The 15,875-nt window shown below is 55.9% G+C and carries 11 protein-coding genes; 5 read left to right on the plus strand and 6 right to left on the minus strand.

All coding sequences use genetic code 11. The features are described from left to right. Window positions 1–17 precede the first annotated feature (17 nt). The 5 genes from serS to lrp form a co-directional block, all read right to left on the minus strand. Window positions 18–1,310, minus strand: coding sequence for a serine--tRNA ligase (serS, locus tag FOY96_RS14355; RefSeq protein WP_143347290.1), 1,293 nt, complete (start codon window positions 1,308–1,310; stop codon window positions 18–20). Window positions 1,311–1,402: 92 nt separating this feature from the next. Beyond that, complete coding sequence (rarA, locus tag FOY96_RS14360) at window positions 1,403–2,746, minus strand: replication-associated recombination protein RarA (RefSeq protein ID WP_033145084.1); 1,344 nt, start codon at window positions 2,744–2,746, stop codon at window positions 1,403–1,405. A 9-nt stretch (window positions 2,747–2,755) separates the two neighbouring features. Continuing rightward, the gene (gene lolA, locus FOY96_RS14365; RefSeq protein ID WP_023310983.1) at window positions 2,756–3,370 is read right to left on the minus strand and encodes an outer membrane lipoprotein periplasmic chaperone LolA; all 615 of its coding nucleotides are present in this window, start codon (window positions 3,368–3,370) and stop codon (window positions 2,756–2,758) included. A 128-nt stretch (window positions 3,371–3,498) separates the two neighbouring features. Beyond that, on the minus strand, window positions 3,499–7,176 hold the full coding sequence (locus tag FOY96_RS14370) for a DNA translocase FtsK 4TM domain-containing protein (protein ID WP_143347291.1): 3,678 nt from the start codon (window positions 7,174–7,176) through the stop codon (window positions 3,499–3,501). A gap of 135 nt (window positions 7,177–7,311) precedes the next feature. Continuing rightward, window positions 7,312–7,806, minus strand: coding sequence for a leucine-responsive transcriptional regulator Lrp (lrp, locus tag FOY96_RS14375; RefSeq protein ID WP_000228469.1), 495 nt, complete (start codon window positions 7,804–7,806; stop codon window positions 7,312–7,314). Window positions 7,807–8,350: 544 nt separating this feature from the next. On the opposite strand from lrp, the gene trxB reads away from it, so the two are divergent. The 5 genes from trxB (at window position 8,351) to infA (ending at window position 14,174) form a co-directional block, all read left to right on the plus strand. Continuing rightward, window positions 8,351–9,319: a thioredoxin-disulfide reductase gene (trxB, locus tag FOY96_RS14385; protein ID WP_143347292.1), complete on the plus strand. Its 969-nt coding sequence runs from the start codon at window positions 8,351–8,353 to the stop codon at window positions 9,317–9,319. 114 nt (window positions 9,320–9,433) lie between these two features. After that, entirely contained in the window at window positions 9,434–11,200 is a 1,767-nt protein-coding gene (cydD, locus tag FOY96_RS14390) for a heme ABC transporter permease/ATP-binding protein CydD (protein ID WP_143347293.1), read from the plus strand. Continuing rightward, window positions 11,200–12,921 (plus strand): heme ABC transporter ATP-binding protein/permease CydC, encoded by a 1,722-nt coding sequence (gene cydC / locus FOY96_RS14395; RefSeq protein ID WP_023310979.1) that lies wholly within the window; start codon window positions 11,200–11,202, stop codon window positions 12,919–12,921. The genes cydD and cydC overlap by 1 nt, the downstream gene beginning before the upstream one ends. A gap of 45 nt (window positions 12,922–12,966) precedes the next feature. Next, window positions 12,967–13,671, plus strand: a complete 705-nt coding sequence (aat, locus tag FOY96_RS14400) for a leucyl/phenylalanyl-tRNA--protein transferase (RefSeq protein ID WP_033145080.1) — start codon at window positions 12,967–12,969, stop codon at window positions 13,669–13,671. 284 nt (window positions 13,672–13,955) lie between these two features. Next, complete coding sequence (infA, locus tag FOY96_RS14405; RefSeq protein ID WP_002211347.1) at window positions 13,956–14,174, plus strand: translation initiation factor IF-1; 219 nt, start codon at window positions 13,956–13,958, stop codon at window positions 14,172–14,174. Window positions 14,175–14,344: 170 nt separating this feature from the next. On the opposite strand, the gene FOY96_RS14410 is transcribed toward infA, so the two are convergent. Beyond that, the gene (locus FOY96_RS14410) at window positions 14,345–15,871 is read right to left on the minus strand and encodes an aryl-sulfate sulfotransferase (protein WP_143347294.1); all 1,527 of its coding nucleotides are present in this window, start codon (window positions 15,869–15,871) and stop codon (window positions 14,345–14,347) included. Window positions 15,872–15,875: the final 4 nt, after the last annotated feature.

Genomic DNA, 15,875 nt, shown 5'->3' on the forward strand with positions numbered 1-15,875 from the left:
TGTTGTGAGGCAAAGAATTAGCCGATGTACTGCTGGCCTTTCATGTATGGACGCAGCACTTCAGGGATCTCAATACGACCGTCTGCCTGCTGGTAGTTTTCCAGCACGGCAACCAGCGTACGGCCCACAGCCAGACCAGAACCATTCAGGGTATGCACCAGGCGGGTTTTCTTGTCAGATTTGCTGCGGCAGCGTGCCTGCATACGACGCGCCTGGAAATCCCAGACGTTAGAGCAGGAGGAGATCTCACGATAGGTGTTCTGAGCAGGCACCCACACTTCCAGATCGAAGGTTTTGCAGGCGCCAAAGCCCATATCACCGGTGCACAGGGCCATACGACGGTACGGCAGGCCCAGCAGCTCCAGCACTTTCTCAGCGTGGCCGGTCATCTCTTCCAGCGCGTCCATGGACGCTTCAGGGCGGACGATCTGCACCATCTCAACTTTGTCGAACTGGTGCATACGGATCAGACCGCGCGTGTCGCGACCGTAAGAACCTGCTTCAGAACGGAAGCACGGTGAATGTGCCGTCAGCTTAATTGGCAGGTCGTCTTCATCGATGATCTCATCACGCACGAGGTTAGTCAGCGGCACTTCAGCGGTTGGGATCAGCGCGTAGTTGCTGCTGTCTGCTTCCTCGTCCAGCGGACGGGTATGGAACAGATCGCCGGCAAATTTCGGCAGCTGGCCCGTACCGTACAGCGTATCGTGGTTGACCAGATACGGCACGTAGGTTTCGCTGTAGCCATGCTGCTCGGTGTGCAGATCCAGCATGAACTGCGCCAGCGCACGGTGCAGATGGGCAATCTGGCCTTTCATCACCACAAAACGGGAGCCGGTCAGCTTAACCGCTGCCGCAAAGTCCAGGCCCGCATGCATTTCGCCCAGCGTCACGTGATCGCGCACTTCGAAGTCAAACTCACGAGGCGTACCCCAGCGTTTCACTTCAACGTTGTCGTTTTCATCTTTGCCGACAGGCACGCTGTCGTCAGGAATATTCGGGATAGCCAGGGCAATATCACGAATCTCGGCCTGAAGAACGTCCAGCTCAGCTTTAGCCTGATCCAGTTCTTCACCCAGTTTGTTCACTTCCAGGCGTAATGGCTCAATATCTTCCCCGCGCGCTTTCGCCTGGCCGATGGATTTCGATCGAGAGTTACGCTCTGCCTGCAGATTTTCAGTTTGTACCTGCAGAACTTTACGACGCTCTTCGAGAGCGCGCAGCTTATCTACATCCAGCTTAAAGCCCCGGCGTGCCAGTTTTTCAGCGACTGCGTCTGGCTCATTACGCAGCAGATTGGGATCGAGCATGCTTATCCTGTGCTTATCGAATTAAAATAGGAAAATGTGACCACAGCCTGCGGCCACAAGGATACATTGCCAACATTACCGCAACGATTGAACTAACGGTAGCGTTTTATAGGGCTATTTTGATCCTGTCCGGCGAGCCAGGTGAGCTTTTCACCAATCTTGCCTTCAAGACCTCTGTTTGTGGGGTGATAATAGCGCGTTTGTGCCATCTCCTGCGGGAAATATTCCTCCCCGGCAGCGTAGGCATTGGGTTCATCATGAGCGTAACGATACTCCTGCCCATACCCCATCTCTTTCATCAGTTTGGTCGGCGCGTTACGCAGGTGAACCGGCACATCGTAGTCCGGACGTTCACGCGCGTCGGACATCGCCGCTTTAAAGGCGGTATAAACCGCATTGCTTTTCGGCGCGCAGGCCAGATAAACAATCGCCTGCGCAATGGCACGTTCGCCTTCCGCAGGTCCAACGCGGGTGAAGCAGTCCCAGGCCGACAGCGCAACCTGCATGGCGCGAGGATCGGCATTGCCGACATCTTCTGACGCAATCGCCAGACAGCGACGCGCGACATATAAAGGATCGCCGCCCGCAGTGATAATGCGCGCGTACCAGTAAAGCGCCGCATCCGGCGCGCTGCCGCGCACGGACTTATGCAGCGCCGAGATCAGGTCGTAAAAACGGTCGCCTTTGTTATCGAAACGCGCGCTGCGCTCCCCCGCAATCTCGGTGAGCAGTTCCGGTTTCAGCACCCGCTTCCCGGCATCGTCGATTTCGGCCATATCGGCCATCATTTCCAGCGTGTTCAGCGCACGCCGCGCATCACCGTTGACCAGCTCGGCAATCGCACGACGCGTGTCGTCAGGCAGAACGATATCCTGCCCGCCGTAGCCGCGCGCTTTGTCGTCCATCGCCTGGGTGAGAACCTTTTCGATATCCTCGGTGGTGAGCGATTTGAGCAGGTAAACGCGCGCGCGGGAAAGCAGCGCCGAGTTCAGTTCAAACGATGGGTTTTCGGTGGTCGCACCGATGAAGAAGATCGTGCCGTCTTCAATATGCGGCAGGAAGGCATCCTGCTGGCTCTTGTTGAAGCGGTGGACTTCGTCCACGAAGAGGATGGTGCGCCGCCCGGCATTGCGGTTCTGCCGCGCACGCTCGATCGCCTCGCGGATCTCTTTCACGCCAGAGGTTACCGCCGAAATACGTTCAACGTCCGCATTGGCATAGCGGGCGATCACTTCTGCAAGCGTGGTCTTGCCGGTGCCAGGGGGGCCCCAGAGGATCATGGAGTGAAGATGCCCGGCCTCAATGGCGCGCGGCAATGGCTTACCGGCAGCCAGCAGATGCTGCTGGCCGATGTACTGCGCTAAATTTTCTGGCCGCATACGAGCGGCCAGAGGTTGAAACGCGTTATCTGAAAAATCGAGCGACAGATTGCCCACTCACGCCTCTTACTTATTGCGTTGGTCGTCCACCGTTACGCCCTGCGGCGGGGTAAAGGTGAATTTCGATGCATCAACGGCGCCGTTTTGCTGAGACTTGAGCTGGTAGCTGCTGCGCTGATCGTCCTGCTCAACCGCGCCAAACTGATTAATCGTACCGTTGGTGCTTACGTTAATGGTGAACTGCTTCAGGTTGCCGTTACTGCCTTTCGGCGTCAGGACAAACTCGTCACCCGTCTGTTTAATATTGTACTGCTGCCAGTCGCTGGACTGGTTACGGGCAATCAGCATAAACGGTGTATTGCTGGTGGCATCTTTCAGCCAGGTGGCCGTAGCCTGCTCAACAAACGGGTTGAAGAACCATAAGGTTTTACCGTCAGAGACCAGGATGCTTTCATCCGGCTGGGTCATGTGCCAGTTGAACAGATTCGGGCGTTTTACCCACAAATCTCCCTGACCTTCCTGCACCGCGTTACCGCTGCCGTCAGTCACTTTTTGCGTGAAGCTGGCGTGGAAGCTGCTTACTTTATCCAGTCGGCTTTTAAGGTCGCTGGCCGCATCAGCCCAGACGCTGCTGGCGACAAAACTGGTGAGTAATGCACAGGCGATGGCGATTTTTTTCATTGTTATTCCTTAAAATACGTCTTCCCGATATGGGGTTTCCGTCTTCTATTCTGGACCTGCCCGAAGGCAGGCGACAGAAGAAAATGCTTAATTTTGGCTGATTTACCCTTCTTTGCAATCGCTGAAGGTTAATCAAACGGCGGTGGTGCCAGCACCTCGCGGTTACCGTTATGCCCCTGCTCGCTCACAATGCCCTGCGCTTCCATCTGCTCGATGATGCGCGCTGCGCGGTTATAGCCGATGCGGAACTGACGCTGCACGCCTGAGATGGACGCTTTGCGTTTTTCGGTAACGAAGTTAACCGCCTGATCGAATAACGGATCCAGCTCTTCGCCGCCGTCGAAGCCACCGCCGCCGCCTTCGCTTTCCGTGTCGCTGGTAATACCGTCAACGTATTGCGGACGACCGCGCGCTTTCCAGTCCTGCACGACGGCGTGAACTTCCTCATCGCGGACGAACGCACCGTGGACACGCACCGGAGAGGTGGAGTTCGGGCCGGAATAGAGCATGTCACCCATACCCAGCAGCGACTCTGCGCCGCCCTGGTCAAGAATGGTACGGGAGTCAATTTTACTGGATACGGTAAAGGCGATACGCGTCGGGATGTTCGCTTTGATAAGACCAGTGATAACGTCCACGGAAGGACGCTGGGTCGCCAGCACAAGGTGAATACCGGCCGCACGCGCTTTCTGCGCCAGACGGGCAATCAACTCTTCTACTTTCTTACCGACGGTCATCATAAGGTCAGCGAATTCATCAACCAGCACGACGATATAAGGCAGTTTTTCCAGCACCGGATGCTGAGCATCCATGCTGTCACCCGGCTTCCAGTAAGGATCCGGGATCGGACGCCCCATGCGCACAGCCTGGGCAATTTTCTCGTTATACCCGGCCAGGTTACGCACGCCCAACGCAGACATCAGCTTGTAGCGGCGTTCCATCTCGTTGACGCTCCAGCGCAGGGCGTTGGCGGCGTCCTTCATATCGGTGACCACTTCGGTCAGCAGATGCGGGATGCCTTCGTAGACCGACAGTTCGAGCATTTTCGGGTCGATCATAATGAAACGCACATCTTCCGGCTGCGCTTTATAGAGCATGCTGAGGATCATGGCGTTCACACCGACAGACTTACCGGAACCGGTGGTACCTGCTACCAGCAGGTGAGGCATTTTGGCGAGATCCGCGACTACCGGATCGCCAGCGATATCTTTACCCAGCACCACGGTCAGCGGAGATGGGTTATCGCGGAATTTGGTGTTATCCAGCACTTCACGCAGGTAGACGGTCTGACGTTTCTTGTTCGGCAGCTCAAGGCCAACGTACGGTTTGCCCGGTATCACTTCCACCACTCGCACCGCAACGGTCGAGAGAGAACGCGCCAGGTCGCGGGACAGGTTGGAAATACGCGCGGCTTTAACGCCAGGCGCCAGGTTCAGTTCAAAACGGGTGATCACAGGACCCGGCGAGTAGTTCACCACGTCCGCCTTGATGCGGAAGTCAGCCAGACGCGCTTCAACCAGACGCGCCATCTGCTCCAGCGCGAAGGTATCGACCGGCTCCACTTCTGACGGCGGAGGCGTTAACAGATCCAGCGACGGCAGCGGAGTGCTTGGACGCTGCAGCGGACGGCTGTCACCGTTACGCATCAGCAGCGGGTGAATCAGACTTTCCTGCGGCTGAGGCGCAGGCTGCTGGAACTGCGGCGGCTGTGGTGGCTGCTGCGGTTGCTGAACAGGTTGATGCGGCTGCGCGTAGGCCTGTGGTGCCGGCTGCTGGCGCACAGGCTCAGCTTCCGGCATCACGCTCGGGGTAAATAAAGGCTCGCTCGGGCCATCATCCACCAGATCCTTCATCGGCGAGAATTCAAAATCAGACAGCGAGAACGGATTTGCACCAGCCGGTTGTTCACCGGAATAGCGCTGCTGCTGGGTGGCGGCGAACTGGCGTGCCAGTTCTGCTTCAGCCGCGTCATCTTCGTCTTCCAGCATAGGTTCATCGTGCTGGTATTCATTACCGTAGCGCTGATTCTGCTGCGCGGCGAACTGACGGGCCAGCTCGTCCTGCTGCATTTCATCGGCGTCATCTTCGTACTCAGGCTCGCGCGCTTTCTCTTCCGCCATACGCTGGGAAGGCAGCTTGATGCCATAAGAGGCAAGCTCACGGCGGGTTGGAACGCGAACGCGGTTAGGGCGAGGCAGTTGCGGACCAATCCCCTCCTTCACCTGAGGACGTGGCGCGCCACTGGTTGCCAGGCTAAAAACAGGTGCAGCCACGGCAGCGGCCGCGGTAGCCTGCTTCACGCTTTCCGCTACGGGTGCGACTGCAGGCGTCGGGTCGATCGGTGGAACGGAAACAGAAGGCGCTTTCGTCACCGGCTCCTGCACCGGTTCAGGCACAGGCTGGTACCAGGCCGCCAGCTGCTCGCGTTCACGCGCGCGACGCTCTTCAACTTCTTCAAAATAGTACATCGGCGGACGAGAGGGTTTTACCTCTTCCACGATTTCAGGTTCAGGCTGCGGCTCTACATAAGGCTGCACAGGTTCAACCGGTTCAGGCACATACTCCTGATAAGGTTGGGCCACAGGCTGTTCATAGTGCGGGGACTCTTGCGGTTCATATGCAGGCTGCGGCGGCTGATATGGCTGCTGCCACTGCTCCTGCTGCACAGGGATGTAGCTTTCAGGTTCAGGCGCGATAACCGGCTCCGGCGTGTGAACGCCTGGCGCAGTCTGCCAGTCAACCTGAGGCTGCTGAATAACGGATTCCGGCGGCGAAACCGGCGCGGATGGCATCACGGCGTCGACAGGCGCGGCATACGCCTGCGCAGCGGTCGTCGCGGCTGCGGCGGCCGCAACCGGCTCGGTAACCGAATGGCCATTTAACAGCGGATCGTATTCGTCGAAGTCACCCGGAGTGGCCCGGCTGCCGGAGAAGAGCACATCGTCAGGATCGACGGCGACACCCGCAGCGCGATACGCCACCTGCTCGTCTTCATCCATGCGTTTACCGGAGAAGAGCGCCGCATCGGTTTTACGCCCCAGCGGGTTGGCAAATTTCTCTGCAACACGCTGACGACGCGCCAGCGCGCCGCGCAAAATACGCGCACGACGAGACTCGCGACGCTGCACAGGCGCGTCATCTTCCTCTTCATCTTCGTATTCGTCTTCATCAACCCACGTATCGTCACGGCGGGTACGGTTGCTGGCGAAAGTCAGAATGGTGAGGATAAAACTTCCGATCTTCTCAGCAATGCTCACCCAGGACCAGCCGGTAAACAGCGTCAGCCCGGCCGCCCAGATGCACAGCAGCGCCAGCGTGCCGCCGCTGCTGTGCAGCATCGGCTGCAGCGCAGAACTGAGTAAACTGCCGATCACTCCGCCAGAGGCGAAGTACCAGATATCATCCGCATTGATTGCCGCCAGCCCGCACGAGGTGAGGATCAGCGCCAGCGCGCCAATCAGGCGCAGCGACACGGCAAAATAGTCGATGTAATCATCGTTCTGACGATGACGCCACGCAAACCAGCATCCGCCAATGATAATGACGGGAAGGGTGTAGGCCATCACACCGAAAATGAAGAACAGCGTGTCCGCAAGCCAGGCACCGGGGACACCGCCTAAATTATGGATAGGCTCATGCCATGCAGTTTGTGACCAGCTGGGATCTGAGGGGTTGAAACTGAGTAAGGCTGCCATCAGCCAGACGGCAAAAAGGGCAATAACAATCAGCAAAGCCTCGAGGAGACGACGTCCGCTGCTTAGCTTCGATAGTGTGACTTCTTTGTCTTCAGTGTATTCCTGGCTCAAAAAAGGCTCTCCAGGTATCAGGCATATCCTGCCTTTTTGCTAAAACGGACAACAGCGCCGGGACTCCCCGGCACTGTTGCTGTATGGATTAACAGGAGTGTAATCAAACTACGCTGATTTTGCACCTGTTCCGTGTTAGCGCGTCTTAATAACCAGACGATTGCTCTGTTTGACCTCTTCCATCACCACATACGTACGGGTGTCGTTCACGCCTGGCAGACGCAGCAGGGTTTCCCCCAGCAGCTTACGGTAGGCGGACATATCAGGCACACGGGTTTTCAACAGGTAGTCGAAATCACCGGACACCAGATGACACTCTTGAATTTCTTCAAGTTTTTGTACAGCGGCGTTAAATTGCTCAAACACATCCGGCGCACCACGATTCAGAGTAATCTCAACAAATACCAGAAGTGAGGCATCCAGATAATGCGGGTTCAGCAGAGCAGTATAGCCCTGAATGAAACCCTGTCTTTCCAGTCGGCGCACACGCTCAAGGCACGGCGTCGGGGAAAGTCCCACACGTTTTGAAAGCTCGACGTTGGAAATACGCCCATCCTTTTGCAATTCATTAAGAATGTTACGATCGATACGGTCGAGATCTTTGCCAGGGCGCTTCTTGCTATCTACCATTATTATTGTCTCTCTGTATTCCTTCCCTACTCCTGCCTGGACCCTGTGCACATCACTGTTCAGAGCCTGTACCCGTTAGTCATCACATCGCCTGGTTTTGTATTAGACGCGATGCGGATTCGGGTTCTGTTGGTAAGAAGACCGTTGCCCGAAGGCAGTCACCGACATCACGTATGGAGTCTGTCCACGCCATGCGTAGATTTCACTGACCCGGTAAAAATGGCATTTACGTGCATGCCTATGCGGCATACGGTTAACGCGGTTTTTTTTCTTCCTTGAATGTTTTCGCAAAAGCGCAGGGGATTGTCAAAGCAAAACATCGTTTTTTAGTACAACATGCCGGATATTCATTACGGCAGGGTATTAATCCTCATTTTATTGCCTTACAAACGACCGGTTTTCAGGCGAAAGCGTGATGTTATAGCGCCTCATTCATCGCTCGTGGCTATTACACAGATTGATATCAAAATTGCTGCGCTCTTTTTTTACGACAACAAATTCCCTACAATCCAGCCAAATGTCTGCCAACAACAATGGGGATCTCATGGGCACGGCCAAACACAGTAAGCTGCTAATCCTTGGTTCTGGACCTGCGGGATATACCGCAGCGGTCTATGCTGCACGCGCTAACCTGCACCCGGTACTCATCACCGGCATGGAAAAAGGCGGTCAGCTGACCACCACCACCGAAGTGGAAAACTGGCCAGGGGACCCGAACGACCTGACCGGGCCGCTGCTGATGGAACGTATGCACGCGCATGCCGCTAAATTCGAAACTGAAATTCTGTTCGACCACATCAATAAGGTCGATCTGCAGAATCGTCCGTTCCGCCTGACGGGCGACAGCGGCGAATACACCTGTGACGCGCTGATCATCGCCACCGGCGCCTCTGCCCGTTACCTCGGTCTGCCATCTGAAGAAGCGTTCAAAGGCCGCGGCGTCTCTGCCTGCGCAACCTGTGACGGTTTCTTCTACCGTAATCAGAAAGTCGCGGTCATCGGCGGCGGCAACACCGCAGTGGAAGAAGCGCTCTACCTGGCGAACATTGCCTCTGAAGTGCACCTGATCCACCGTCGCGAAACCTTCCGCGCGGAGAAGATCCTGATCAAACGTCTGATGGATAAAGTGGCCAGCGGCAACATCGTGCTGCACACCAACCGTACCCTGGAAGAGGTGACGGGCGACCAGATGGGCGTTGCCGGTCTGCGTATCCGTGATACCCAGAACACCGATAACGTCGAAACGCTTGAAGTGGCGGGTCTTTTCGTGGCGATCGGTCACAGCCCGAACACCGCGATCTTCGACGGTCAGCTGGAGCTGGAAAACGGCTACATCAAAGTGCAGTCCGGCATTCACGGTAACGCGACCCAGACCAGCATCCCGGGCGTGTTCGCGGCTGGCGACGTAATGGACCATATTTATCGTCAGGCGATTACCTCCGCTGGCACCGGCTGTATGGCCGCGCTGGACGCTGAACGCTACCTCGATGGACTGGCTGAACAAGGTAAATAATCTTTACAAGTCAGTAACAAACGTAAATAAAGGCGGCGATAAGTCGCCTTTATTGTCTCCCCGTTGTAACATTGCGCTGCCCAATTTCTAATAACGTCACCTGCAAAGTACGCAATGGAAAAAACCCGTCAACAAGAGTTAACACGCTGGCTGAAACAGCAAAGCGTTATTTCCCGCCGCTGGCTTACGATTTCCCGTCTCCTGGGGTTCGTTAGCGGTCTGTTGATTGTTGCCCAGGCATGGCTGCTGGCCCGCATTCTTAATCACATGATCATGGAGAACATCCCGCGCGAAGCGCTGTTGCTGCCTTTTATTGTCCTGATCCTGATTTTTATCCTGCGCGCCTGGGTGGTGTGGCTGCGTGAGCGCGTCGGTTTTCACGCCGGACAGCACATCCGCTACGAGATCCGCCGTCAGGTGCTGGATCGCCTTCAGGAAGCCGGGCCCGCGTGGATCCAGGGTAAACCAGCCGGTAGCTGGGCGACGCTGATCCTTGAGCAGATTGACGATATGCACGACTACTATGCGCGCTATCTGCCGCAAATGGCCCTTGCCGTCTTCGTTCCGCTGCTGATCGCGATCGCCATCTTCCCGGTGAACTGGATGGCTGCGCTGATTCTGATGGGCACCGCCCCGCTGATCCCGCTGTTTATGGCGCTGGTCGGCATGGGGGCAGCGGATGCCAACCGCCGTAACTTCCTGGCACTGGGTCGCCTGAGCGGCCATTTCCTCGATCGTCTGCGCGGCATGGAGACGTTACGCATTTTTGGCCGCGGTGAAGCGGAAACCGAAAATATTCGCCGGGCATCGCAGGACTTTCGTCAGCGCACCATGGAAGTGCTACGCCTCGCCTTCTTGTCTTCCGGCGTACTGGAATTCTTTACCTCGCTGTCTATTGCCCTCGTGGCGGTCTACTTTGGCTTCTCCTACCTTGGCGCGCTGGATTTCGGCCATTACGGCACGGCGGTGACCCTTTCTGCCGGCTTCCTGGCGCTGATCCTGGCCCCGGAATTTTTCCAGCCGCTTCGCGATCTTGGGACCTTCTATCACGCCAAAGCGCAGGCGGTTGGCGCAGCCGATAGCCTGAAAACGTTCCTGGAAACGCCGCTGGCACACCCGGAGCGCGGTGACGTGACGCTGAATGCTAAAGACCCCGTGACCATCGAAGCACAGGACTTTTCCATTCTGTCACCCGAAGGCAAAGTGCTCGCGGGTCCGCTGAACTTTACCTTACCTGCCGGACAACGGGTGGTGCTCGTCGGCACCAGCGGTTCCGGTAAAAGCTCGCTGCTGAATGCGCTATCCGGCTTTATGGCCTACACGGGTTCACTGCGGATCAACAAAACCGAACTGCGCAACCTCGATCCAGACGCCTGGCGTAAACAGCTCAGCTGGGTCGGACAAAACCCGCAGCTTCCAGCCTCTACGCTGCGTGAAAACGTCCTGCTGGCGCGCCCGGACGCGCGTGAAGATGAACTGCAATCGGTGCTCGACCGCGCCTGGGTCAGCGAGTTTCTGCCGCTGCTTCCGCAGGGGGTAGATACCGTGGTCGGCGATCAGTCCGCCGGGCTGTCAGTCGGACAGGCGCAGCGCGTAGCCGTTGCCCGCGCGCTGCTTAACCCATGCCAGCTGATGCTGCTGGATGAGCCCGCCGCCAGCCTGGACGCCCACAGCGAACAGCGCGTAATGGAGGCCCTGAACGCCGCCTCCCGGCAGCAAACCACCCTGATGGTTACCCATCAGCTGGAGGGGATTGCCGACTGGGACCAGATCTGGGTCATGGAGAACGGCCGTATTGTTGAGCAAGGCGATTACGCCTCTCTCGTTGCCGTGCAGGGACCGTTTGCCGCCCTGCTGGCGAACCGTCAGGAGGACATCTGATGCGTGCTCTGCTGCCTTATCTTGCGCTCTATAAACGCCACAAATGGATGCTGACGCTGGGGATTGTGCTGGCGATTGTCACGCTGCTCGCCAGCATTGGCCTGCTCACGCTTTCCGGCTGGTTCCTGTCGGCCTCGGCCGTCGCGGGCTTTGCCGGTTTATACAGCTTCAACTATATGCTCCCGGCTGCCGGTGTTCGCGGTACCGCCATCACGCGGACTGCCGGTCGCTATTTCGAACGCCTGGTCAGCCACGACGCCACTTTCCGCGTGCTGCAGCACCTGCGCATCTACACCTTCAGCAAACTGCTGCCCCTCTCCCCTGCCGGGCTGGCGCGTTTTCGTCAGGGTGAGTTACTTAACCGTGTCGTTGCGGATGTCGACACGCTGGATCACCTTTACCTGCGCGTGATTTCCCCGATCGTGGGCGCGTTTGTGGTGATTGTGGTGGTCACGCTGGGGCTGTCTGTTCTGGATGTTTCCGTTGCGCTGACGCTGGGCGGGATCATGCTGCTGACGCTCATCATTCTGCCGCCGCTGTTTTACCGCGCCGGGAAATCCACCGGGGAAAACCTGACGCGCCTGCGCGGAGACTACCGCCAGCAGCTCACCTCCTGGCTTCAGGGGCAGGCAGAGCTGACGATTTTTGGCGCCAGCAAGCGCTATCGCGCCCGCATGGAAAGTACGGAGCTTAACTGGCATGAGGCCCAGCGCCGCCAGTCGGAGCTGACGGCCTTTTCTCAGGCGCTGATGATGTTAATCGGCGGCGTGGCGGTGATTGCCATGCTGTGGCTGGCTTCCGGCGATGTCGGGGGGAATTCACAGCCGGGTCCACTTATTGCCCTTTTCGTCTTCTGCGCGCTGGCGGCGTTTGAGGCGCTGGCCCCGGTGACGGGCGCCTTCCAGCATCTGGGCCAGGTGATCGCCTCTGCCCTGCGCATCACGCAGATTGCCGAGCAGGAGCCTGAAGTCACGTTCAGTGCCGGGCAGACCGCGGTACCAGAGCAGGTCGCGCTGACGCTTGAAGATGTCACCTTCGCCTATGACAAACAGGCGCAGAACGCGCTGGACGGTATTAACCTTTCTGTTAACGCAGGTCAGCGGATGGCGATCCTCGGCCGTACCGGCTGCGGTAAATCGACGCTGCTGCAGTTGCTGACCCGCGCCTGGGATCCGCAGCGCGGCCATATTCGTTTTAATAACACGTTGCTGACCGATTTCAGCGAGCAGGCCCTGCGCAAGACGGTGAGCGTCGTTCCGCAGCGCGTGCATCTGTTTAGCGCCACCCTGCGCGATAACCTGCTGCTGGCCGCGCCAGAGGCCTCTGATGATGCGCTTCGCGCCGTGCTGGAGCAGGTCGGGCTGCAAAAACTGCTTGAGGACGACGGGCTTAACAGCTGGCTGGGCGAAGGCGGCCGTCAGCTGTCCGGCGGTGAACTGCGCCGTCTGGCAATTGCGCGCGCGCTGCTGCACGATGCGCCGCTGATGCTGCTCGACGAACCCACCGAGGGGCTGGATGCCACCACCGAGAGCCAAATCCTTGATTTGCTGGCGAATGTCATGACCGGCAAAACCGTGCTGATGGTCACACACCGCCTGCGCGGACTGGCGAGTTTTGATCGGATAATTGTGATGGACAACGGACACATTATTGAGCAAGGTAGTCACGCAGAGCTGTTGGCGAAACAGGGTCGCTACTACCAGTTTAAACAGCGTCTGTAGACTATATTTGTAGCGTCCTCACTCGCGTACTGGAGTTTTGCTGTCATGCGCCTGGTCCAGCTTTCTCGTCATAACATCGCGTTCCCTTCTCCGGAAGGGGCGCTGCGTGAGCCCAACGGGCTGCTGGCCCTCGGCGGTGACCTCAGTCCCGCTCGACTATTAATGGCGTACCAGCGCGGTATCTTCCCCTGGTTTTCCCCCGGCGATCCGATTTTATGGTGGTCCCCCGATCCGCGTGCCGTGCTGTGGCCAGCGCAGTTTCACGCGAGCCGCAGCATGAAGCGTTTCCATGCGAAATCACCCTACCGCGTCACCCTCAACCACGCCTTTGGTCAGGTCATTGAAGGCTGCGCTGAAGACCGCTATGAAGGGACATGGATAACCCGCGATATCATTACCGCCTACCACCAGCTCCATGAGCTTGGCTATGCCCACTCCATCGAGGTGTGGGAAGGCGGAGCGCTCGTCGGCGGCATGTACGGCGTGGCGCAAGGCACGCTATTTTGCGGCGAGTCGATGTTCTCTCGTGCCGTTAACGCCTCGAAAACCGCACTGCTGGTCTTCTGCGAGGCGTTTGCCCAGCGCGGTGGACGCCTGATCGATTGTCAGGTGCTCAACGAGCACACGGCCTCGCTGGGTGCTGTTGAAATCCCGCGACGCCAGTACATCGAACATCTCGATACCTGCCGTCAGGAGAAGCTCCCGCGCGACTTCTGGATACCGAGAACGCTCTTTATGCCCAATGCCTAAATGTTTTCCGCATATTTTTTGTGAGGGTGTTATAATTATGCCGCAGAGTAGCTTCTGCCTGTTGCCCCGCCGCCGTTTGGGACCCTCGCTTCAGATAACGTCCTGACGTTTATCCTGTTGTCTCCCCTTTACGAATGCGCTTCCTGTTCGGTTGTACCGTGACGCTTGGGCAATGCGCCGAAACTGTTTTGCTGCGTTTTAATCGCGCAATTCTTTACTTAATTGATGAATTTCGGCATTATCTTGCCGGTTCAAAACTTGGTAGTGATACCCCAGAGGATTAGATGGCCAAAGAAGACAATATTGAAATGCAGGGTACCGTACTTGATACGTTGCCTAATACCATGTTTCGCGTAGAGCTGGAAAACGGTCACGTGGTAACTGCGCACATCTCCGGTAAAATGCGCAAAAACTACATCCGCATTTTGACGGGCGACAAAGTGACTGTTGAACTGACCCCGTACGACCTGAGCAAAGGCCGCATTGTCTTCCGTAGTCGCTAATTGTTTTCGCCTGTAATGGCAGATGAATATTAATTAAGGCCGGGATTTTCCCGGCCTTACTTTTTTGTGCTGCAGGCTATTATTTGAACAATTATTTGTCCGTTCGATTCAGCGTCAGGGCTGTCTGTTCGACAGCAATGCCCTTTTAATGGCTGTGTCTGGCTATGCTATCAGCCGTTTGCCACCTGATAACCTATATTTATCAAAGCATCAAGCTCGTCTTTTGCAAACAACCTTGCCCGGTAGCATTCACCAGAGAACTCTGGATAGCCATCCATCGAGCAAATCAGATCGTAGATTGTGGCAATAATATGGCCAGTTGCATCGCTGATAAAGAAAGAGCGTGCGTGGTTGGTGTAGATGCCATAGTAGTCACCATAATCTATTGCTGCCCCCATAAAATCAGTGACCTGAGGAACACGATCGGAGGGTAACTGGATAATGCTACCTGCCTGGGTTGCTGTATTGGCGACGAGATCAACAGCATAGAACATGACTCTCGCAGGATCGGTTTTGTAAGAATCAGTCGTTGAATCACGTGTAATATCTCGAGTAACCGCATTGCCTTCATTATCAACGCAGGAGCGATTATCAAAGAGCGAAAGAACAAATTTTCCTTCAGTCTCATTGCTTAACCCAGCAAAAGCGCTATTTTTAGTGACGAATACGGTATGAGCGCCATTTTCAAAACTCTCAATACCGGAAGTATCTATCTGCGTAACGCCCTGTCCTGCTGCGAAATTACTGTTAAATCCCCCGGTATTAATACTCCATAATATCTTGCCGTCGGCAGGAGAAATACCAAACGTCAGGCCTGCAGAGCGAGTATGGACAACAATCGCTTCAGCATTTGCCTCGCCTGCGGGGATCCAGGAAAGCGAGTTAAGGTGAGCATCGTTTGTGGGGCTATTATTCAGGATCTGAGTATTATCAAATGCACGGGTATAATTTTTTGCCCACAGCATCACGCCTGTCTTTTCATCAAATTTTAAAATTGATGCGTCCTGTCTCATCGTATTGGTCGAACGGTCCGGGTTATCATTACCAATCATGAAAAGATTATCGGCGGAATCCCAAATCAGATCGTGGGTGTTAGCATAGCGGTTACCATCGCGGTCACGTAAATCAAACTCCAGAATCTCGTTGCCCAAAATATCGATTTTGAAAAAGCGTCGCCCATACCAGTGTTCATCTTCATCACTGCCGATATAGAAATAACCATTATGCGTTTTTAGCATCTGATTACGGTAGGGCTGAGCATAATAGCAGCGAAGATCGCCGTTCCGGTCGTAGCCATCACAATTGGTAGTCATTAACCAACTGTTTCCCCATACGGTCGTGAAGTTAGCGGGATCCGTTTGCTCAATATCGATATGGAAAATTGTCCCATCGCGGTAGAGTTGTTGCTGTGTGCTTACCTGGATGGTTTGATTAAAAATTTCCACTCCGCTAAGGTTTTTAAAGACAACCTGCACCTGGTTAAGGTAGTTTGCATACAGTCCAATAACCGGGATTTTTATCTCAGGTAAAGAGACAATGTCATTTGAAGAATACGTAAAGTCTAAACTTGTCGTGCTAGTCGATCTTCCCAGTACCGTATAGGAATATGTTATCGCCTCATCAATTATAAACTTCAGATAGACCGCAAGCTGGTTGTTAGCAGGGGCGAGTTCCATTCCAAGATAGGTAATTGCCATATTA

Origin of the sequence: Enterobacter asburiae (assembly GCF_007035645.1) — a bacterium.
Taxonomy (GTDB): Bacteria; Pseudomonadota; Gammaproteobacteria; order Enterobacterales; family Enterobacteriaceae; genus Enterobacter; species Enterobacter asburiae_B.

Coding starts and splice junctions, on each gene's coding strand:
- FOY96_RS14410 (WP_143347294.1), bottom strand. CDS start 15,871: ATGGCAATTACCTATCTTGGAATGGAACTCGCCCCTGCTAACAACCAG.
- lolA (WP_023310983.1), bottom strand. CDS start 3,370: ATGAAAAAAATCGCCATCGCCTGTGCATTACTCACCAGTTTTGTCGCC.
- cydD (WP_143347293.1), top strand. CDS start 9,434: ATGGAAAAAACCCGTCAACAAGAGTTAACACGCTGGCTGAAACAGCAA.
- infA (WP_002211347.1), top strand. CDS start 13,956: ATGGCCAAAGAAGACAATATTGAAATGCAGGGTACCGTACTTGATACG.
- lrp (WP_000228469.1), bottom strand. CDS start 7,806: ATGGTAGATAGCAAGAAGCGCCCTGGCAAAGATCTCGACCGTATCGAT.
- serS (WP_143347290.1), bottom strand. CDS start 1,310: ATGCTCGATCCCAATCTGCTGCGTAATGAGCCAGACGCAGTCGCTGAA.
- cydC (WP_023310979.1), top strand. CDS start 11,200: ATGCGTGCTCTGCTGCCTTATCTTGCGCTCTATAAACGCCACAAATGG.
- aat (WP_033145080.1), top strand. CDS start 12,967: ATGCGCCTGGTCCAGCTTTCTCGTCATAACATCGCGTTCCCTTCTCCG.
- trxB (WP_143347292.1), top strand. CDS start 8,351: ATGGGCACGGCCAAACACAGTAAGCTGCTAATCCTTGGTTCTGGACCT.